The organism is Empedobacter stercoris, from assembly GCF_020281205.1.
Classification (GTDB): domain Bacteria; phylum Bacteroidota; class Bacteroidia; order Flavobacteriales; family Weeksellaceae; genus Empedobacter; species Empedobacter stercoris.
Genome location: NZ_JACXZC010000003.1, coordinates 149,703 through 170,318 on the forward strand (window position 1 = coordinate 149,703; position 20,616 = coordinate 170,318).

22 protein-coding genes and 7 tRNA genes are annotated in these 20,616 nt (G+C 31.5%); 13 read left to right on the top strand and 16 right to left on the bottom strand.

Translation table 11 applies throughout. The features are described 5' to 3' along the window. Positions 1-3 precede the first annotated feature (3 nt). The 3 genes from IF125_RS02710 to IF125_RS02720 all read left to right on the top strand — a co-directional run bounded on the left by IF125_RS02710 (position 4) and on the right by IF125_RS02720 (position 1,465). The gene (locus tag IF125_RS02710) at positions 4-1,167 is read left to right on the top strand and encodes an LOG family protein (RefSeq protein WP_171623050.1); all 1,164 of its coding nucleotides are present in this window, start codon (positions 4-6) and stop codon (positions 1,165-1,167) included. Positions 1,168-1,313: 146 nt separating this feature from the next. Then, positions 1,314-1,386 (top strand) — tRNA-Met (locus IF125_RS02715). A gap of 6 nt (positions 1,387-1,392) precedes the next feature. Beyond that, positions 1,393-1,465 (top strand) — tRNA-Met (locus IF125_RS02720). A gap of 227 nt (positions 1,466-1,692) precedes the next feature. Here the strand turns inward: IF125_RS02720 and IF125_RS02725 are convergent. From IF125_RS02725 to IF125_RS02740, 4 genes are read right to left on the bottom strand one after another with little or no spacing between them, the layout of a single operon-like run. After that, positions 1,693-1,899, bottom strand: coding sequence for a hypothetical protein (locus IF125_RS02725; RefSeq protein WP_225541425.1), 207 nt, complete (start codon positions 1,897-1,899; stop codon positions 1,693-1,695). Then, positions 1,889-2,452, bottom strand: a complete 564-nt coding sequence (locus IF125_RS02730; protein ID WP_225541426.1) for a hypothetical protein — start codon at positions 2,450-2,452, stop codon at positions 1,889-1,891. Before IF125_RS02730 ends, IF125_RS02725 begins: the two co-directional genes overlap by 11 nt. Before the next feature lie 6 nt (positions 2,453-2,458). Beyond that, entirely contained in the window at positions 2,459-2,884 is a 426-nt protein-coding gene (locus tag IF125_RS02735; protein ID WP_225541427.1) for a hypothetical protein, read from the bottom strand. Between the two features lie 7 nt (positions 2,885-2,891). Continuing rightward, positions 2,892-3,290, bottom strand: a complete 399-nt coding sequence (locus IF125_RS02740; protein ID WP_225541428.1) for a hypothetical protein — start codon at positions 3,288-3,290, stop codon at positions 2,892-2,894. Between the two features lie 488 nt (positions 3,291-3,778). Between IF125_RS02740 and IF125_RS02745 the strand changes: the two genes are divergently transcribed. After that, positions 3,779-4,417, top strand: a complete 639-nt coding sequence (locus tag IF125_RS02745) for a suppressor of fused domain protein (RefSeq protein WP_225541429.1) — start codon at positions 3,779-3,781, stop codon at positions 4,415-4,417. Positions 4,418-4,595: 178 nt separating this feature from the next. After that, complete coding sequence (gene trxA / locus IF125_RS02750; RefSeq protein WP_171623888.1) at positions 4,596-5,009, top strand: thioredoxin; 414 nt, start codon at positions 4,596-4,598, stop codon at positions 5,007-5,009. 63 nt (positions 5,010-5,072) lie between these two features. Here the strand turns inward: trxA and IF125_RS02755 are convergent, their stop codons facing one another. After that, complete coding sequence (locus tag IF125_RS02755) at positions 5,073-6,509, bottom strand: amino acid permease (protein ID WP_394369875.1); 1,437 nt, start codon at positions 6,507-6,509, stop codon at positions 5,073-5,075. Between the two features lie 147 nt (positions 6,510-6,656). On the opposite strand from IF125_RS02755, the gene IF125_RS02760 reads away from it, so the two are divergent. Then, entirely contained in the window at positions 6,657-7,559 is a 903-nt protein-coding gene (locus IF125_RS02760) for a ketopantoate reductase family protein (protein ID WP_225541430.1), read from the top strand. Between the two features lie 36 nt (positions 7,560-7,595). Here IF125_RS02760 and IF125_RS02765 read toward each other — a convergent pair. The 11 genes from IF125_RS02765 to IF125_RS02815 all read right to left on the bottom strand — a co-directional run bounded on the left by IF125_RS02765 (position 7,596) and on the right by IF125_RS02815 (position 13,751). After that, a tRNA-Pro gene (locus tag IF125_RS02765) sits at positions 7,596-7,670 on the bottom strand. Between the two features lie 24 nt (positions 7,671-7,694). Beyond that, positions 7,695-7,778: transfer RNA gene (locus IF125_RS02770), tRNA-Ser, on the bottom strand. A gap of 22 nt (positions 7,779-7,800) precedes the next feature. Further along, positions 7,801-7,874 (bottom strand) — tRNA-Arg (locus tag IF125_RS02775). 24 nt (positions 7,875-7,898) lie between these two features. After that, positions 7,899-7,973: transfer RNA gene (locus IF125_RS02780), tRNA-Pro, on the bottom strand. 47 nt (positions 7,974-8,020) lie between these two features. Further along, positions 8,021-8,095 (bottom strand) — tRNA-Pro (locus tag IF125_RS02785). 60 nt (positions 8,096-8,155) lie between these two features. Next, entirely contained in the window at positions 8,156-9,340 is a 1,185-nt protein-coding gene (gene trpB / locus IF125_RS02790; RefSeq protein ID WP_225541431.1) for a tryptophan synthase subunit beta, read from the bottom strand. Positions 9,341-9,350: 10 nt separating this feature from the next. Further along, the gene (locus IF125_RS02795) at positions 9,351-10,022 is read right to left on the bottom strand and encodes a phosphoribosylanthranilate isomerase (protein WP_225541432.1); all 672 of its coding nucleotides are present in this window, start codon (positions 10,020-10,022) and stop codon (positions 9,351-9,353) included. Then, positions 10,019-10,804 carry an indole-3-glycerol phosphate synthase TrpC gene (gene trpC / locus IF125_RS02800; protein WP_225541433.1) on the bottom strand — a complete coding sequence of 262 codons (786 nt, stop codon included), beginning with the start codon at positions 10,802-10,804 and terminating at the stop codon, positions 10,019-10,021. Before trpC ends, IF125_RS02795 begins: the two co-directional genes overlap by 4 nt. Then, positions 10,801-11,787 (bottom strand): anthranilate phosphoribosyltransferase, encoded by a 987-nt coding sequence (trpD, locus tag IF125_RS02805; RefSeq protein ID WP_225541434.1) that lies wholly within the window; start codon positions 11,785-11,787, stop codon positions 10,801-10,803. The genes trpC and trpD overlap by 4 nt, the downstream gene beginning before the upstream one ends. A gap of 2 nt (positions 11,788-11,789) precedes the next feature. After that, positions 11,790-12,353: an anthranilate synthase component II gene (locus IF125_RS02810; protein ID WP_225539152.1), complete on the bottom strand. Its 564-nt coding sequence runs from the start codon at positions 12,351-12,353 to the stop codon at positions 11,790-11,792. A 3-nt stretch (positions 12,354-12,356) separates the two neighbouring features. After that, entirely contained in the window at positions 12,357-13,751 is a 1,395-nt protein-coding gene (locus IF125_RS02815) for an anthranilate synthase component I family protein (RefSeq protein ID WP_225541435.1), read from the bottom strand. Positions 13,752-14,005: 254 nt separating this feature from the next. Here IF125_RS02815 and IF125_RS02820 point away from each other — a divergent pair, with 254 nt between their 5' ends. The 7 genes from IF125_RS02820 to IF125_RS02850 all read left to right on the top strand — a co-directional run bounded on the left by IF125_RS02820 (position 14,006) and on the right by IF125_RS02850 (position 20,584). Continuing rightward, complete coding sequence (locus IF125_RS02820; RefSeq protein ID WP_225541436.1) at positions 14,006-14,782, top strand: enoyl-CoA hydratase/isomerase family protein; 777 nt, start codon at positions 14,006-14,008, stop codon at positions 14,780-14,782. A gap of 63 nt (positions 14,783-14,845) precedes the next feature. Next, on the top strand, positions 14,846-15,622 hold the full coding sequence (locus tag IF125_RS02825) for an SH3 domain-containing protein (RefSeq protein WP_225541437.1): 777 nt from the start codon (positions 14,846-14,848) through the stop codon (positions 15,620-15,622). A gap of 5 nt (positions 15,623-15,627) precedes the next feature. After that, positions 15,628-16,332: an SDR family oxidoreductase gene (locus tag IF125_RS02830; protein ID WP_171623878.1), complete on the top strand. Its 705-nt coding sequence runs from the start codon at positions 15,628-15,630 to the stop codon at positions 16,330-16,332. A gap of 124 nt (positions 16,333-16,456) precedes the next feature. Further along, complete coding sequence (locus tag IF125_RS02835; RefSeq protein WP_225541438.1) at positions 16,457-17,515, top strand: glycosyltransferase family 9 protein; 1,059 nt, start codon at positions 16,457-16,459, stop codon at positions 17,513-17,515. 105 nt (positions 17,516-17,620) lie between these two features. After that, positions 17,621-18,334 carry a glycosyltransferase family 2 protein gene (locus tag IF125_RS02840; RefSeq protein ID WP_171623876.1) on the top strand — a complete coding sequence of 238 codons (714 nt, stop codon included), beginning with the start codon at positions 17,621-17,623 and terminating at the stop codon, positions 18,332-18,334. Beyond that, complete coding sequence (locus tag IF125_RS02845) at positions 18,334-18,969, top strand: lipid-A-disaccharide synthase N-terminal domain-containing protein (RefSeq protein WP_188319319.1); 636 nt, start codon at positions 18,334-18,336, stop codon at positions 18,967-18,969. The genes IF125_RS02840 and IF125_RS02845 overlap by 1 nt, the downstream gene beginning before the upstream one ends. Beyond that, the gene (locus tag IF125_RS02850; protein WP_225541439.1) at positions 18,953-20,584 is read left to right on the top strand and encodes an ArnT family glycosyltransferase; all 1,632 of its coding nucleotides are present in this window, start codon (positions 18,953-18,955) and stop codon (positions 20,582-20,584) included. The genes IF125_RS02845 and IF125_RS02850 overlap by 17 nt, the downstream gene beginning before the upstream one ends. The last annotated feature ends 32 nt before the right edge of the window (positions 20,585-20,616 follow it).

Genomic DNA, 20,616 nt, shown 5'->3' on the forward strand with positions numbered 1-20,616 from the left:
CCAATGAAAATTAAACCAATAAAAGACTTAGTTCATAATATTAATGAGTGGGAAGAATTAGTTGCTCAAACCAAAGATTTAACAAATAAAGTTATTCAGGATATTAATTTTATTCGTCACGAGATCAATTGGGAAGAATATAATTTGTGTAATACTTCTTTCTTGGGATGTAAGTTTAGACAACATCATGCAATTCATTTAATAGAGCGCGGAGCTTTTATATATCCAAAGTTTGAAGCTGTTCCTTATAATCCTTATCGAGGAAAATTATACACATGGCAAGAGTTGATGGAAGGTTACGATCCAAATAATGACCAAAGTATTGATCTAAAAATCTATAAACATTTCAAAAAACATAAATATAATCCTTCTGTTTCTGAAGCTTTAGCTCAACGTTTGCATGATTTATCAATTGATGATGGTTTGCGAAGAATCTTAGAGTATGATGATGAGGGAATGACAAAACGAAAAGTCGTTGGGTTTATGGGCGGACATTCTACAGCGCGCAATTCAGAGTTCTATAATGAAACAGCGAAAGCCGCAAAATTAGCAACATCGAAAGGATATTTTGTAGTTTCTGGGGGAGGTCCAGGGATTATGGAAGCTGCAAATTTAGGAGCTTATATGGCAAATTATTCAGACGAAGATCTAATGAATGCAATTCATATTTTAGCAGATTTAGATTTTGTAGATGAAAATAAAACAGAGTATTTAGCCAAGAATTATATGACAAATGCTAAGAAAGTTTTGGATCTTTACCCAAATGGTGCTGAAAGTTTAGCTATTCCAACTTGGTTTTACGGACACGAGCCAAGTAATTTGTTTGCAACAAATATTGCAAAGTATTTTTCGAATAGTATTCGTGAAGATATGTTGTTAACCATTAGTTTGTTCGGATTGGTTTATGCGCCAGGAAGTGCAGGAACTACTCAAGAAATTTTTCAGGAAGCAGCGCAAAACCATTACGGAACATCAGGGTATTACAGTCCAATGATATTTTTGAGCAAAAAAAGGTATGTAGAAGATACTTCGATTTATTCTGTATTGCATCAATTATCAACAGGAAGACCTTATAAAGACTTATTATTTTTGACAGATTCGTCTGATTTAGCGATTGATTTTATTGAAAAGCATCCACCAATCAAAGTAGATAAAAAAAATAATTAAAATATTTTTAATTATTTTTAAGTGATTAAAGTGTTGTTAGATAAGTATTTGAGTCTTGTTATCTTTAGATTTGTCTGAATAAAATAAAATAAATTGGAATAATATTTGGTATTTTAAATAATGAACGTATATTTGCAGTCCAATAACGCGAGATGGAGCAGTAGGTAGCTCGTCGGGCTCATAACCCGAAGGTCACAGGTTCGAGTCCTGTTCTCGCTACTAAATCGCGAGGTGGAGCAGTAGGTAGCTCGTCGGGCTCATAACCCGAAGGTCATCGGTTCGAGTCCGGTCCTCGCTACTACAAAGAGAGTTTCTAACAAGAAACTCTCTTTTTTATATCTTAACTTCTCGAATTAATTTGGATAAACTATTTTTGTATGATGAATGTAGAAGAATATAAAAAACAATATAACGCTAAACAGCAAAAACTGAATAGCGTTTTTATCATTTGTAAACAATAGTTAAAAGCATGCATTTTTACACCTATTTTTATATCGTTTTTTACGATGGATTTTTGACAAGAATTTAATAGTTTTCACCTTCCTGCATTTTTATTTTTTTCCCATTTCTAAAATTAAAAACTTCGCCTGTCTTTTTATCTAATACCAAAGGATATTTATTATTAAAAACATATCTTTCATTACTGTTATTTTTTATTAAATAATAAGTAAAACAAAACAACAAAGCAATTATTATTGCAGTTGCAGAATATATTATTTCTTTATTTTTCATCATCAAATTCAGTTATATTATTACAGATATCTCCATAAGAACTAAAATCACCATCCCAAATAGTAAGGTATTCTAATTCATCTACTTCTTTTCCATTTTTATCAAAAATTTTAGCAGTCATTTCTAAAGGAACTGGATATTTATAATTATTTTGATAACCATAATCATCAATATTATTCGAGTAGTAAAAGACTTGATTGTAAATAAAAAATTGATTGTTTTTTAAATTCTCAAAATGAGTAGAAATAACAATTAATTTATTATAACCATTTGTTCCTTTTACTTCTAACGATTGATTAATAAAATCCCAATCAGTGTTTAGATTAAACTGTTTTCTAAAACCATTTATATATATTTTTTTTGATTTTTCATCTCGGTTTTCAAAACCATCTTTTTTACTAATAAATTTTTCATTGATAGAATAATTATCACTATACCAATTATTAATATCATTTAATTGAATTAATTCAATTTCTATTTCATTATTATTGCTTGAATCTCCACAAGCTATTAAAATAAAAAAGCAAGTAACAATAAGTAAAATTTTCTTCATATTTATTTAATTTACAGTCGAATTAAGTTTCTTTTTATCAGTTAAAAATTTACATCCTATAATAAAACTCGATAATGAACCTATAATTGTTGCATAATTCCCTAACAATCTGTAAAATACTGGTAGTTTTTGAATTTCATAATAATAACTACCCAAAATAAAAAAAATTATAAAACATACAGATATTAAACCCATTATTATTCTACCTTTTTGACCTATAGAAATTTTCATTACTACATAAGTGTAAATAAAACCTTTTATAAATGGCATTACATAATTCCCTAATAAAATTTCTAATGATTGTGGTGATATTTTTTCTATAAATAGAATATCTAAAAAAGAAATTAATAAAAAAACAACTCCTCCCAATATTAATGCAAGAATATAGCGTAATATTCTCTGTACTATCCATATATCATTATTACTATTCATAATTTATTTAACTTACTTTAAAACCCTTTTCTTCTAACAAAGAACAAAATTTATCATATACATTATCTTTATTAGCCACAATGAACAACCAATTAATTATACAACAAATTAGTATTACAAAAACTATAATATACCTATCAATGAATTCAAGATATTTTTGACTATGAGAAACTTCTTCAATACTTTTCTCCAAAAAATAATCTACAAGTATGTTGAAAGAAACTATAAACAATGCGATAAAAATAGCACGTAACCAAAAATTTACATAAGGCAACACTTTTATATTGTTATTGTTTTTTTTTATTTTAAATTTACTTTTTTCAAATTCATACTTATACCATTTTTTATCCTCTAATGATTCAATTTCATTATACATAATATCATCCAATTTGTCAACATTATTCATAATTAGCGTTTTATAATATTTTTTTTAAAAAGTTCGTTTTATAATATAGAAGATCCGGTACACATCATTTAGATTAATCGTAAAATCTTCGATTTAGGATTTCTCGAATGCAAGGTCAAATTTCCATTATCTGAATTATAATCTACAATATCTTTATGATAGATATTATTTTTTGTCATCAAGAATCCTCATTTATATTATCACCTTCTATAATGAGTTTTTTTCTTTTCTTGAATATTACGAAATATTACAAAAGTAACCAAAACGTAACTCAGTAAAAATAGGAAAAATTACCTATTCAATAATAGTTTATGATCAAAAAATATTTTTCTAAAATCGTAAAAGATCAAAGAAGAGTATAAAGAAGTTATAAGTATTTGGTAGAACATTTTGTGCTCTTCAAAACGACTACAAAGAGAGTTTCTAACAAGAAACTCTCTTTTTTTATGTCTTAACTTCTCGAATTAATTTGGATAAACTATTTTTGTATGATGAATGTAGAAGAATATAAAAAACAATATAAATCAGATCAAGCTGTTGGTGCGATTGCAATCGAAAATCGTTTAAAAGAAGTCTATGGAACTTTAGAACCAAGATTTTATTCGCCACAAGTAATGTCGTTTCAAGGTGGAGATGATCCAATTGATGGAGTGGCTGTATTTGATGTGAACGGTTATTATCATTTGGTGAGCTATGGAATGTCGCATTTATATTATTCGGAAGAAAGTGTAGGAGCAGAATTTAGTAAATGGGGATTTGAATTTTCGTTTCGTGTAAAACCTGTAAAAGATGACAATGGAGAAGATCCTTTCTGGGTAGTTCAGCTGATGAATAACTTGGGTCGATTTGTCAATGAAACTAAAGTTTGGTTTGATGAATATCAATATTTACCATTAGGAGGTCCTATTCGAACAGATACGGACACGGATATTGTTGGTTTAGCTTTTATAAAAGATGATGATTTAAATGAGATAAACACACCTCACGGTAAAGTGACTTTTTTACAAATGGTTGGTTTAAATTCTGATCAATTGAAAAAGTTAGAAGCGAATTCAACAAAAGAAGAAATAATGTCAGTGCTAACTGAAATAAAGTCAGTTAATCCAAAATTTGTTTGCGAATTGTAACAATTAATTTTCAAATAGAGCTATTTACGTAAGCTTATTTCTTAAATTTTGTTAAATGTAATAAACAGATTATCAATATATTAAAATTGGTATTTGATTTGATTATACTAAAGCGTTAGTACCACTAACAGTAGAATAAATTTTTCATAGGTTAGGTTAATAATTAGTAAAGCTAATTATGAGGCACTCTTTCGGGAGTGCTTTTTTTAGAATATTTATAGAAAAAAATATCACAATGTTTAGAAATTTATTCAATCGAAATAAAGAGAAATCAAATAACGAACAAGAATCAAAAACGATGACTTTCGAAGAAATTATTAATTCAGATAAACCCGTTCTTTTAGACTTTTTTGCGACTTGGTGTGGACCTTGTCAAATGATGGGACCTGTGTTGCAGCAAGTAAAAGAGGAATTGGGAGATGATGTCAAAATTCTAAAAGTGGATGTTGATAAATATCAAGATTTAGCGGCACGTTATCAAGTGCAAGGTGTTCCGACTTTTGCTATTTTCAAGAATAGCGAATTGCTTTGGAAAGAAAGTGGTGCGCGACCAAAAGAACAATTGGTTGAGGTGATTAAAAAGTATATTTAAAATAGGTTTGCTTTGGAGCTAAAGTCGATTAAAAAATCCGCTTATTGAGCGGATTTTTTGTATTTATAAATTGTGTTTCTTTTTATTTGATTTTACAATTCGATAAGAAATGTATAGAAAGATTAACCATATTGGAATTAATTCTACCGAAATTTTAAGTCCAGTAAACCACATGATGATTAAAATACCAAATAAGAAAATTAAACAAAGGTAATTGCTTATCGGGTACAGAAGCGAAGGGAATAATGTTTTTACGTTTTCTTTATCTTTCTGTTTTCGATATTTAAGGTGTGTTATCGAGATCATAATCCAGTTGATAACTAATGTTGAAACAACTAATGACATTAGAATATGAAAAGCATCTTCTGGAATTACTTTGTTGATGAAAATACAAATTGCTGCAAAAATAGAAGATACTGCAATGGCCATCACTGGAACGTGATTTTTATTTAATTTCTTCAAAAATTTTGGCGCATTTCCCTGTTCAGCCAAACCGTATAACATTCTACTATTACTATAAACAGAGCTGTTATAAACTGATAAAGCAGCAGTTAGAACGATAACATTTAGCGCATTAGCGATTAATCTTGAAAAATCAATTGTATGACCAAAAAGATCTAGTTTTAAGTGATTTAAGTTTTGAAAAACCATTACAAATGGACTACTTTTATCTGTAATTGTTTCCCAAGGAGCCAAAGAAAATAAGATAATTAATGCCCCTACATAGAAAATTAAGATTCGATAAATCACTTGATTCGTTGCTTTTGGAATTGTTTTTTCTGGATTTTTAGCTTCTGCAGCTGTGATTCCAATTAATTCCAAGCCTCCAAAAGAGAACATAATTAGAGCCATAGCGGCTAATAATCCGCTGAAACCACCTTCACTATTCCCAGAGAGCCATCCTTTTGGAAAGAAACCTCCGTTGTTCCAAAGATTTTGAACAGTCGCTTGTTCGCCTCCAGTTCCACTAATTAATAAGTATGCTCCGAAAATAATCATTGCGATAATGGCAACAACTTTAATGATTGAAAACCAAAATTCGGCTTCACCAAACATTTTAACTGAGCCTAAATTCAACGCATTGATAACGATAAAAAAGAATAAACTTGAAGCCCATAAAGGAATTTCGGGCCACCAGAATTGCACATAAATTCCGATTGCTGTCAATTCCGACATACTTACTAAAACGTAAAGAATCCAATAATTCCAACCAGAAGCAAATCCAGCAAATGAACCCCAATATTTATAAGCAAAATGGCTAAAACTTCCAGAAACAGGCTCGTTAACTACCATTTCTCCTAATTGTCGCATGATAAAAAAGGCTATAATTCCAGCGATTGCATATCCTAAAATAACAGATGGTCCAGCAAGAACTGCAGCTGGTCCAATCCCTAAAAACAAACCAGTTCCAATTGCGCCTCCTAAAGCGATTAATTGAATATGTCGGTTTGTAAGACCTCTTTGCAATTCTTTTTCTTCGGTATTTTTTATTTGACTCACGTGTGATGTATTAATTTGTTAAATATATGTAAAAAGTATTTTTAAAAAGAACATTTTAAAGAATTGTCTTGTTTAGATTAATATTCAATAATCGTTGAATTAGGTTAATTAAATATATTTTACATTTATCCTTAAAATAACAAAAAGATGAAATCAATTTATTTTTTAGGACTTGGTGCATTGGGTGCAAAATATGCGGCAAGTTTTTATGATTATAATTCAGAGAATATAAAAATAATCGTTAATCAAGATCGTAAAGAAAAGTACGCAGCTGAAGGGGTGTTTGTGAATGAAAAAAGATATGATTTTGATTATATCATAGGGATAGAAAATGAAATTTATCCTGATTTTATTTTTGTTGCTGTAAAAAGTAATCAACTAAAAGAGGCGATTGTTGATTTAATACCTTTTGTAGGAGAAAACACATTGATTATTAGTTTGTTGAATGGAATATCTTCTGAACGAATTTTAGCTGATACCTTTGGTTGGGACAAAGTGATTAATGCTGTGGCGTATATGGATGCTGTGAAAGTTGAAAATCGGGTAACATACGGAAGTATTGGTAAGATTATTTTTGGACATATTGAGAATAAGTTTCAAGAACGTTTACATTCGTTGAGTGAGTATATGAATGGTGCAAAAATTCCAAATATGGTAACGGATGAAATTCAAGATGCGCAATGGGCGAAGTATTTGGTTAATGTTGTTGCGAATCAATTAACGTTCTTATTGGAGTTTCCGTACGGTGCATTCAAAACAAATCAACATCTTGATAAATTAATGGATTTACTGTCGGAAGAAGTTATTGTAGTAGGAAAAGCACATGGTGTACAGATTGGGGATAAGGAAGTAGATCGAATGAAAGCGACTCTAAAAATAGTCGATGAGCAAGGGAAAACATCAATGTTGCAAGATCGTGAAGCAAAACGATATTCTGAAGTTGATGAATTTTCTGGTGAAATAATTGCCTTAGGAAAACAATATGGAATTTCAACACCTTATAATGAGTTGGTGTACAATATGGTAAAAGCAATTGAGGAAGCGTATTAAAATAAAAAAACCTTTGTAGTTCTACAAAGGTTTTTGTCGGGGTGGCAGGATTCGAACCTGCGACCTCCTGCTCCCAAAGCAGGCGCGATGACCGGGCTACGCTACACCCCGATTTGGTCATCAAATGAAATAAAGCGGAGAGACAGGGACTCGAACCCTGGCATCGGTTACCCGATGACAGATTAGCAATCTGCTCCATTACCGCTCTGGCACCTCTCCTAATTTATTTCAAATAAATTTGTGATCCAGTCAGGATTCGAACCTGAGACCTACTGCTTAGAAGGCAGTTGCTCTATCCAGCTGAGCTACTGGACCGATCCAAAAATTCGTTGAATTTTGTCGGGGTGGCAGGATTCGAACCTGCGACCTCCTGCTCCCAAAGCAGGCGCGATGACCGGGCTACGCTACACCCCGATTCGGTCTTCTTATCGTTAATGAAATCTTTTCGGATGAAAATTTTGTCGGGGTGGCAGGATTCGAACCTGCGACCTCCTGCTCCCAAAGCAGGCGCGATGACCGGGCTACGCTACACCCCGATAGATTTCATTATCGTGGGTGCAAATGTAAGGTGATTTTTGAAAATTAACCAAATATTTTTAAGAATATTTTTCGGAAACTTTCATATAGGTTTCTAAATCCTTGTCCCCTCGACCCGAAAGGTTCAGAACCACAATGTCTTGCGGTTTAAAATTAATTTTCTCTAAAGCCGCTAAAGCATGCGAAGATTCTAAAGCAGGGATGATTCCTTCCTCTTTTGTCAGCATAAAAGCTGCTTTTAAGGCTTCATCATCGGTTGCATTTAAGAATTCTGCGCGACCAGTTTTGAACAAATGCGCATGTAATGGTCCAACTCCAGGATAATCTAATCCAGCAGAAATAGAATAGGGCTCTACAATTTGACCGTCCTTATCTTGCATCAATAACGTACGGCTACCGTGTATAATACCTTCTGTACCTTTGATTGTTGTCGCAGCAGTTTCTCCAGATTCTACACCTAATCCAGCAGCTTCCACAGCAATTAATTTCACCTCTTCGTTATTTAAAAAATGAAAAAAAGCTCCAGCAGCATTACTTCCTCCTCCTACACAAGCAATCACATAATCAGGGTTTTCTTTTCCATATTTTTCTTTCATTTGCGCTTTAATCTCTTCTGAAATAATTGCTTGAAATTTCGTAACCATAGCCGGATATGGGTGAGGTCCAACAACAGAACCAATGATATAAAATGTTTCTGGATGATTAATCCAATAACGAATCGCTTCGTTTGTCGCATCTTTCAAAGTTTTACTTCCAGAAGTTGCGGGAATTACTTGTGCACCCAACATTTTCATACGTGCAACATTAGGTGCTTGACGAGCAATGTCTACTTCACCCATAAAAACGATACATTCTAATCCCATCAACGCACAAACCGTTGCCGTTGCAACACCATGCTGTCCCGCTCCTGTTTCGGCAATAATTTTGGTTTTACCCATTCGTTTTGCTAAAAGCGCTTGACCAATCGCATTGTTGATTTTATGTGCTCCTGTGTGATTTAAATCCTCACGTTTCAGTAAGATGTTTGCCTTGTGTTTTTTCGAAAGATTTGGCGCGTAATACAATGGACTTGGACGTCCAACGTAATCTTTTAATAACAAATTAAACTCATCTTTAAATTCTTTTGTATCTGCATAATCTTCTAAAGCTTGTGATAATTCTTCACAATTATGATGCAATAATTCTGGAATAAAAGCTCCTCCAAATTCACCATAAAACCCTCTTTCGTCAACTTCGTATTTCATTTTATTTTTTTTAATTTTGTTCAATTCGTCCATCAATTGTATCGATGAACTGTTTTACTTCGTCAGCTTTTTTAATTCCTGGTGCTGACTCGAAACCACTGTTAATATCAAATCCAATACATCTTGGATGTTGAAAATTTTTCAAAAGTAATGCATCTTCAAGCTCTATTCCTCCACTTAATAAAAAGGGTGTTGATAACTGATAGTTTGTTAACAATTGCCAATTGAATTTACGTCCTGTTCCACCGTAATCAGAAGATTTTGTGTCGAATACAAAGCTATCAATAACTTGTTGATAAGTGGTTAATTGTTGAAAATCATCTTTTGATTGAATTCCTATAGCTTTCCAAATTTTGAAATCTAAAAAGTTTTCATCTGTTATCAATCGTTGGTGTTTTTGATTAATTAATTTTTCACAAAAATAAGCTGTTTCATCGCCATGTAATTGCACAACATCTAATTGATATTGTTCAACTTTTTTGAGTATATTTTCAATCGAATCATTCACAAAAACGCCAACTTTTTCGGCATTCGGAAAAATGTCAAAAATCGCTTTATCTTTTACAAATCGTTTTGATTTGGGATAGAAAATAAAACCAACATAATCTGGTTCGATTGCAGCAATTTCTTTAAAATTCTCAAGATTATTATTTCCACAAACTTTTACTTGAAATCGTTTCATTTTGATGCTTTTACAAATTGTTCAAATGCTTGAGAAGGATTATCTGCCTTCATAAAATTTTCTCCAATCAAAAAAGCTTGAAAACCTGCTTGTCGCAATTCTTTTACCGTTTCAGGATCCGAAATTCCACTTTCCGCAACTTTAATTAAATTATGTGGTAATTGTTTTAAAATCTGTTTCGATTTTTGGATATCTACTTCAAAGTTTTTTAGATTACGATTGTTGATTCCAATCAAATCAATAAACTCATTTATTTTTTCCATTTGATCTTCAGAATGTAATTCCAATAATACCTCCAATCCAATTTCCTTTGCTGTTTTCGCTAAATTGTAGACTTCATCTTTTGTTAAACATTCTGCAATCAACAACATCAAATCGGCGCCAATTGCTTTTGTTTCGTACACTTGAAACTCATCAACAATAAAATCCTTTCTTAAAATTGGTATATTCAAGATTTCTTTAGCTTGTTGTAAATCTTCAAAACTTCCACCAAAAAATTGTTCATCCGTCAAAACAGAAACTACTGAAGCGCCAAACTTTTCGTAACCAACGACGACATCTTTTACCAATACATCTTTGTTAATAAACCCTTTTGAAGGTGATTTACGTTTAAATTCGGCAATAATTCCTGATGTTGATTGATCCAAAATTGAAGCTTTTGCAGATAAAATAGGAGAATTAAAATGTTCTGAATTTTTAAAACTATTGATTGATTGAGTTTTCTTTTTTTCTAAAATTTCTTTGCGTTTTTGCGCGACAATTTCATCTAATATCGTTTTCATGGTCTTATTAGTTTTTGGAATACATTCAATGCTTTTTTACTGTCTAAACTTTCGTTCGCAATTGCTACACATTCGATTAAATCTTTGGTTGGATAAATTGTTTTAAGCGCTAAAGCAGCATTTGCTAAAACCACTTCTTTTTGTGCTTGAGTTGAATTACCTTCTAAAACACTTAAAAATATTTTCGAATTTTCTTCGATTGATTTTCCACCTTTTATATCATTTGGCTGAAGAGAATTTAGTCCAAAATCTTTACTTTCTAAAATAAATTCTCCTTCGTTGTTATACACTTTTGTTGGCGAAGTCAATGAAATTTCATCATAACCAGCTAAAGCTGTTGAAATGGAATAATGAACACCCGAATTTTGCATCACATAATGATAAAGTCGAGCTGTTCTGATGTCATATGTTCCTAAATTTTGAAAATCTGGTTGGATAGGGTTTACCAAAGGTCCCATCAAATTGAAGAATGTTTTTACAGCTAATCCTTTTCTGATTGGGGCTACTTTCGCTAAAGCTGGATGAAAAAGAGGTGCATGCAAAAATGTAATTCCAACTTCTTCAAATTCGTGTTTTAACTTATCTTGATTGGTCGAAAATTCGTATCCAAAACTATCCAACATATTCGAAGAACCACTCACAGAAGACGCTCCATAATTTCCTTGTTTGATAATTTTTTCGCCAGCTCCTGCTAAAACAAAACAACTCAATGTCGAAATATTGAACGTATCTTTTCCGTCTCCACCTGTTCCTACAACATCAATGGCTTGTTTTGGTAAATCAATTTTTACACACAAATCCAGTAAAGCTCGTCGATAACCTTTCAGTTCGTCCAATGTTATATTTCGCATGTTGAAAATAGTTAAGAACGATGCTAATTCTACTTGCGAATATTTTTCTTCAGAAATATCAACCATAATTTGATAGGCTTCTTTTTCTGAAAGTGTATAATTTTCGAATAATAAATTTAATAACTTTCTCATGTTTAATTTTCTAACCAATTTTTAATCATTTGATCTCCTTCTGGCGTTAAAATAGATTCTGGATGAAACTGAACTCCTCGCACATCATACGTTTTGTGACGTAAGGCCATTATTTCTTCGTTTGGCCCGATTGCGGTAATTTCTAAATCGTCTGGAAAATTTTCATTCGAAACAACCCAAGAATGGTAGCGTCCAACTTCTAAACTCTCTTGTAAATTCTTGAATATGATATCATCTTTAATGACTTTTATGGTTGATTTAACACCATGAAATACTTCTTGCGTGTTTAATAATTTCCCTCCAAAAACTTCTCCAATTGCTTGTTGACCAAGGCAAACTCCGAAAATAGATTTGGTTGATGCATATTTTTTAATAATAGGTTTCAGTAAATTAGCTTCGTCAGGAATTCCTGGACCTGGAGAAAGTAATATTTTATCATACAAATTCACTTCTTCTAAAGAAATTCCATCGTTGCGAACAACAGTGATATCGGTTGCATATTTTTTCAATGAATGCACTAAATTATAAGTGAACGAATCGTAATTATCGATGACTAAAATTTTCATAGTTTATAGATTTTGAGCGATTTCGATAGAGCGACGAAGTGCGCCTAATTTATGATTGACTTCTTGTAATTCATTTTCTTCAACCGATTTGGAAACAACTCCAGCACCAGCCTGAAAATATAAGGTATTTTGTTTGCTAACAAACGTGCGTATGGCAATTGCCATGTTGATATCACCATTGAATCCTAAATAACCAATAGCTCCTCCATAAACACCACGATTTTGATTTTCATAGGTATCTAACAATTCCATTGCCTTGAATTTTGGTGCCCCAGAAAGTGTTCCAGCAGGAAAAGAATCTGCGAATATTTTCATGGTATTGACACTTGTATCCAATTGAGCAGTTACTTTTGAAACCATGTGAATCACATGAGAAAAATATTGAATTTCTTTGTATTCAGCCACTTCAACATTTGCAGAATTTCTACTCAAATCATTTCGAGCTAAATCAACTAACATTACGTGTTCTTCGTTTTCTTTCGGGTCTGCAATTAATTTTTCGGTTAATTCTTTATCCAAATTTGGGTTTCCAGTTCTACGAACTGTTCCTGCGATTGGATGAATCTCGGCGTGATTATTATTGATGATTATTTGTGCTTCTGGTGAAGAACCAAATATTTTAAAGTTGCCATAATCGAAATAAAATAAATATGGCGAAGGGTTTACAGAGCGTAAAATGCGGTAAACATTAAATTCATCGCCCGAAAATTTTTGTTTGAATTGTCTTGAAGGAACAATCTGAAACACATCACCACGAAAACAAGACTGTTTGCATTTTGTAACCATTTCTTTGAATTCTTCATCCGTTAAATTTGATTCAATTTCACTTTCCACATTAAATGGATATTCAATGATTGACTTGTTGTTGATGACACTTTTAATTTCTGCAAATTTTGAAATAGTTTCCTCATTTTGAAATTCGATGAATTGAATTTCGTTGTGAAAATGATTAAAAACCACTATATTTTGATAAAATGAATAAGAAAATTCTGGAATTGTCGCTTCATTTCCTTGAGCAGAAAATTTTACCGTTTCGAAATGTGGAATAGCATCCCAAGCAATGTATCCAAACAAACCATTGACAGGTAAATCTTCTCCATTTTGGATATTGAATTGAGCGGTAAATTCCTTGAACTTATCAGTTAAATTCTGACCTTTTAATTCATACTCTTTCGTCTTACCATTTTTGTAAGTTTCATTTACGATTCCTTTCGTTACCTTGAAAGTCGCGATCGGATTTAGGCAAATAAATGAATTTGCATCCGTCTTCGAATGGTAGTCTGAACTTTCTAATAATAACGCATTTGGATAAATGTCTCGCAACTTCAAATAGAGTTGAACAGGAGTCGTTAAATCAGCTAAAACAGTTTCTTTCTGTATGTTAAAAGTTAAATTCATTTGCTAAATATTTAGGTTTAGAGCACAAAAAAAAGGCTTGTCGGTTACGACAAGCCTTTTCTACATATAATTGCATAGAGGTCTTACGAACCAACGTTTTGTTGTTCGATTAACCACCACCAGTTATTTGTAAATAATGTATTCATTGAGGCAAATTTAGAAATGATTTTGAAACCAACAAATTATTTTTTGATAAATTTTTTAGTTCTTTCAACAATTGATATTTTTGAGAGAATAATAAAAACACAAATAAAATGGAAAATAATTATGACAATCTTATTGTTGAAGTAGAAAATAAAATCGCATTGGTAACTTTAAATCGTCCACAAGCATTAAATGCCTTGAACAAAGATTTATTAGAAGATCTTTCTAATTTTTTGACTAATGCAAGCTCAAACGATGAAATTCGAGCGATTATTTTGACAGGTTCTGGAGAAAAATCTTTTGTAGCAGGTGCAGATATCAAAGAGTTTGCAAATTTCGATGGTCATCAGGGAGAACAATTGGCTGCGAAAGGGCAAGAAAATGTATTTGATAAAGTAGAAAACTTAACAAAACCTGTTATTGCGGCTGTTAACGGTTTCGCTTTAGGTGGAGGTTTAGAATTGGCGATGGCTTCACATTTTCGTATCGCATCTACAAATGCAAAGTTAGGATTGCCAGAGGTTACTTTAGGTTTAATCCCTGGTTATGGTGGAACGCAACGTTTACCAAAATTAATTGGAAAAGGTCGTGCTATGCAGGCAATTATGACGGCAGATATGTTTACGGCAGATCGTGCGTATGAGATGGGATTGGTAAACGAAGTAGTGGAACAAGCAGAATTAATAAATCGTGCGAAAGAAATTGCAGGTAAAATTGTAAAGAATTCTTCTGTTGCTATTCGTCACGCGATCAAAGCAATAAATGCATCGGATAAAGACAATGGTTTTGAAATTGAAATTCAGAGTTTTGGAAATTTATTTGATGAAGATGATTTCAAAGAAGGAACAACAGCTTTTATAGAAAAAAGAAAGCCGAATTTTAACTAATTTTAGTTTAAAATAAATCAACAAAAAGCTTCAAGATTTCTTGAAGCTTTTTAATTTTACATCATGAAAAAAATAATTTTTGGATTCTTTTTGGTGATGAGTTCAATTGCGTTTTCGCAAGAAATTTATCAAGTTATTGCACAAGAAGGATTGACGATTAGAACTGCTCCAAATGGCAAACGTGTCGGAAAAATTCCATATGGTTATCCTGTTAAAATTTTAGAAAAAGGAGAAGCTTTTTCTATCAAAGATAGTGGAAAAGCGAAAAGTGGAAATTGGGTAAAAATTGATATCAGTTCTTCTAAATTAATTTTGGACGAAGGAGTGAATGAAGCCGTTTTACAAAATGATTTGTACACATTTAGTGGCTATTTGATTACACAACAAAATTTTATCAATCAGTTCGAAACAGAGATTGCTACACATCCTGCATTTAACGAATTTTATTTGGCAACTGCTTACAAATGTTTTGCGATAAAAGGTAATTTTTTTGGCGATGGTGTGGTTGATTATTTATATCGAATGATTGATACAAAGGGATATACGCGTCTGTATATAGTTAATAATTTGAAAAAAGGGAGTCAGATTTATGGATTAGGAGGAGAAAAAGATCCGTTCAAAATTAAAAATTATGATTTCGGAACGTTGATGATGATTCCAAAAGGAACGCCTCTTTATTCTAATTACAAAGATGGAATAAAGCGTAATTTAAATGGCGTTTCTAAAAATGAAATTGTAACTTTAGAGTATGATGCAATTTATGTACATCAAGAAAATGCAAAAGAAGGCGGTTATATTTACCGAAAAGATGGCAAATGGAATTGGTTAAATCAAAAATAATTATAATGCAAAATATAGAAAATAAAGTCGCGTATATTACAGGAGCAACAAAAGGAATTGGGTTAGGAATAGCAAAAGTTTTAGTTGAAAATGGACTTAAAGTTGCTATTTCAGGAAGAAACATAAATGATGTCGAAAAAGCACGCGAATACTTAGGAAAAGATAATGTTTTGGCTATTCAGTCAGATGTTAGACATTTCGAAGATGAGCAAAATGCTGTAGAACAAATTATTTCTGCTTTTGGTCGATTGGATATCGTCATCGCGAATGCTGGTTTAGGGAAATTTGCACCAGTAGATGAGCTTTCTTTAGAGGATTGGAACGCAATGATAGACACTAATTTAACAGGTGTTTTTCATACAATAAAAGCTTCTGTTGAGGCTTTGAAAGTGTCAAAAGGTTATTATATTTCGATCGCATCTTTAGCAGGAACTAATTTTTTTGCCAATGGTGCTGGATATAATGCTTCAAAATTTGGAGTAGTAGGGTTTACACAAGCAGCGATGTTAGATTTAAGAAATTATGATATCAAGTGTACAACGATCATGCCTGGTTCTGTAACGTCTCACTTCAATGATCATGTCCCAAATTCTGAAGATGGATGGAAAATTCAGCCCGAAGATTTAGGACAAATGATAGTTGATTTGTTAAAAATGAATTCAAATGTTTTACCAAGTAAAATAGAAGTTCGTCCAACGAAGACAAAATAATGCAAAGGCCTCTAAAATGAGGTCTTTTTTTTTGAAAAAAATAGTTGTAATTACCGATAGTTTACATAGTTTCGTGAAATATTTTAGATTGCAATATAGGTAATCTTCAAACTAACATTCTTTAATGAGTTTTAAGAAATCAATCAATCATTTTCGACGTACAATAATGCGTGGATTAACTGGAGGTATTGGCGATGGAAATTTGCCGAAAATAGAAAAAGATAAACCTCTTGAATTAAGAAGAGTATTGATAAACAGACCTAACCAACGTTTAGGAAATTTATTGTTAATAACACCTTTAGTACAAGAAATTATAAAAGATTTTCCAGAGGTGAAAATCGATTTATTTGTAAAAGGAAAGGTTGCTCCAATTATTTTCGAAAATTATCCACAAGTTGATCAAATTATTGAATTACCCAAAAAACCTTTTAAAGAATTAATTAACTACGCGAAAGTGTGGATGAAAATCAAACAAAAAAAGTACGATTTAGTCATTAATGTTGATAAAAATTCTTCTTCGGGTCGACTTTCTACTTCTTTTGCGAATTCTAAATATAAAATTTTTGGGAGTGAATTTGAACTTGATACAACTCAAGAAAATCAACTTCATCAAGCACAATATCCAGTTTATCAATTGAGAAAATTTAAAGAATTATTTAAAAATAAGCATGATCATTCTCCCATTCCATCTTTGGATATTCAGTTAACAGAAAAAGAGGTTCAAATAGGAAAAGAAACGCTTGATCATTTGACTAAAAATAAAGCAAAAAAAACATTAGCATTTTTCACCTATGCAACAGGTACGAAATGTTATGTAGCCGATTGGTGGACTGAATTTTATGAGGTTTTCTATCCAAAATATTCAGAAGAATATAATTTAATTGAGATTTTACCTGTCGAAAATATTTCAATGTTAACACATAAACTTCCTACTTTTTATAGCAAAGATGTAAGAGAAATTGCTGCAGTAATGAAAAATTGTGAATTTGTAATTGCTGCTGATTCTGGAATGATGCATTTAAGCTGTGCTGCTCCAACAAAGACAATCGGATTATTTAAAAGTGAAAGTTTTTTGAAACGCTATAAACCTTACGGAGAAGGAAATGCAGTAGTTTTAGTAAGTGAGGGCGATAAAGATAAGAATCCTATAATTCAAGAAATGGATAAACTACTTTCTGTTTAATAATCAATATATTTAAATAATTGACAATAAACAAGTTGGTCTAAGCATTAATGTTTTATTTTTTATTTAATATTTCATAGCTTTGAACTTTGAAATATTAAATAAATGTCAACAGAATTCACAATTATTATTCCAATCTATAACGAAGAAGATAATTTGTTACGTTTGGAAAATGAGATGAATAAGTATGTAAAAACCGCTGTAAAATCAACTGAAATTTTACTGATTAATGATGGTTCTAAAGATAAAAGTTTACCATTAATCAAAGAAATCTGCCAAAGAAACGAGAAGTTTCACTACATATCTTTTGATAAAAATTATGGATTGTCAGCTGCAATAAAAGCTGGTTTTGATTCTGTACATTCGAAATGGGTAGGTTATATTGATGCAGATTTACAAACAGCTCCTGAAGATTTCAATAAGCTTTTAGGTTTAGCAGATCAATATGATTTGGTTACGGGTGTTCGTGCAGATCGTAAAGATTCTTTTGTGAAAAATATGTCATCTAAAATTGCAAATTCAATCCGAAGAGCTTTTACAAATGACGGAATGGATGATACCGGTTGTCCATTAAAAGTTATCAATACTGAAAAAGCGAAAAAGATTCCAATGTTCAAAGGGTTGCATCGTTTTTTACCAGCTATGATTCTACTTCAAAACGGAACGGTTACTCAAGTTCCTGTCAAACATTTTCCACGTATCGCAGGCGAATCAAAATTCAATCTATGGAACCGTTTATTAGGTCCTTTAATGGATTGTTTTGCATTTGTTTGGATGAAGAAAAAATACATCAATTATAAGATTCAAGAAGGAGCATAATGTCAAATTGGATTATAATTAGCATTGGATTTATTGCGCAAACGCTTTTTTCAAGTCGGCTAATTTTGCAATGGATTGTTTCCGAAAAAAATAAAAAAGTACTTACACCAAAATTGTTTTGGGAAATTAGTCTTTTTGCCTCTGTACTTTTATTTTTATATGGTTATTTGCGTCATGATTTTTCGATCATGTTAGGTCAAACGCTAACATATTACATTTATATCAGAAACATACAATTGCAAAATCATTGGCACGAATTCCCGAAAATTGTCCGTATTTTCTTGTATATTTTTCCTGTGTTAATTGTTTTGTATGGATTTAATAACGGTATTTTTGATGTAGATTTACTATTTAAAAACGAAAAAATTCCGACATGGTTGTTATCATTAGGGATTGTTTCTCAGGTTCTTTTCACCTTTCGGTTTATCTATCAATGGCTTTATTCTGAAAGAAAAAATGAATCACAATTACCAATGGGATTTTGGTTAATTAGTTTATCTGGATCCTTGTTGATTTTAATTTATGCAATTATCCGAAAAGATCCCGTTTTATTTGTTGGGCATTTTATGGGATTTATTGTTTATGCTCGAAATATATTAATCAAACGAAAAGAAAAAAATGGTTCAGTGGATTAAACAAAATTCAGTTTTATTTTTAATCATTGTGACAATCTTGATGTTGTTTGTCAACTTAGATGTTCTACAAACCAACATTATGGAAGCGAGAAATATAATTTCTGCGAGAGAAATGGTGAATGATGGAAATTGGATTTTTACTACACTTAATGGTTTACCTCGATACGAAAAACCACCTTTACCAACATGGATTACAGCTGTATTTGGAAATGTTTTTGGTTTCGAAAATTTCTTTTGGTTACGCGTTCCAGTTGTTTTAATTACCATTTTATTAGTTATTTGGTTTTATAAAACGTTAACAAAATTCGATTTAACAAAACAGCAAGTTGTAAATTCTTCATTGGTTTTGATTACGTCGTTTTACGTTTTTTTCTCAGGAAGAGATAACAATTGGGATATGTACACACATAGTTTTATGATGGGTACAATTTTCTTTTTAGTGAAGGAATTTCAAGCAACTAAATTTAATTTATTCAATTTTATAATTGCATTTTTCTTCTTAGGATGTTCGATCATGAGCAAAGGTCCAGTTTCGTTGTATGCCTTATTTTTGCCATTTTTAATTGCTTATTTTATAGTTTTTAGACAGAAATTAGGTAGAAATTTAAGGATCGCTTTATTGACGATTATATTGGGTTGTGTTGTAGGATTTGCTTGGATGTTGTATGTAAAATACTTTGATGCTGAGCACTTTTTAGCAGCTTCTACAAAAGAGGTAAACAATTGGCACAGTTACAATACTCGCCCAATTTATTATTACTGGAGCTTTTTTACACAATCTGGTTTGTGGACAATTCCAGCTTTGGTAAGTTTAATTTATCCTTATCTGAGACATAAAGTAACCAATAAAAGAGCCTATCAATTTGCATGGTTATGGACGGTTTTTTCTGTGGTTTTATTATCGTTAATTCCAGAAAAAAAATCAAGATATTTATTACCAGTTTTGATTCCATTAGCGATGAATATTGGTTTTTATATCGAATATTTAAGATTAGAATTTAAAAACTTTAGCAATAAACTTGAAAAATATTTTACAAATTTCGCTTTTGGTTTATATGGTTTAATTGGAATTGCAATCGCTGTAGGTGTTTTTATTTATACAAAAGATCGGTTATCAGAATTTTTGGTTTGGTCGATTCCGTTTGCGGTTGTTGGATTAGTTTTAGGTCTATCAATACTCAAAGGATTAAAAATAAAATCTTTCGAACAAGTATTTTATTCCACCGTATTATTGATGTGTTCAGTTGTTGCATTTGGCTTTCCACTTTCAAAATTAACGTTTTCCGAGGAGCTGTACTCATCAGCTAAAAATCTTCATAAATTAGAAAAACAATATCAGATTAAAACATACGAAACGCAAAGTTTTGTACCAGAAATAGTGTTAGATTATGGCACTTCTATTCCGGCAATTTATGATGGAAAGAAGCTAAATTTTCCGAAAGAAACGAAATTTGGAATGTTAGCAAATCAATCCGATTCAATTTTGATAGCAGAACAATTTAAGAATTATTCGTTTCAAAAAATTGGCGTTGTCGATTTAAATCATTCGTCAAAAAATCAAAAAAATTATAATGATCGTATTCAAAAGGATTATTATTTAGTTCAAAAAAAGTGATTTACATTCGAGTAAAATTTTTAACCGAAAAT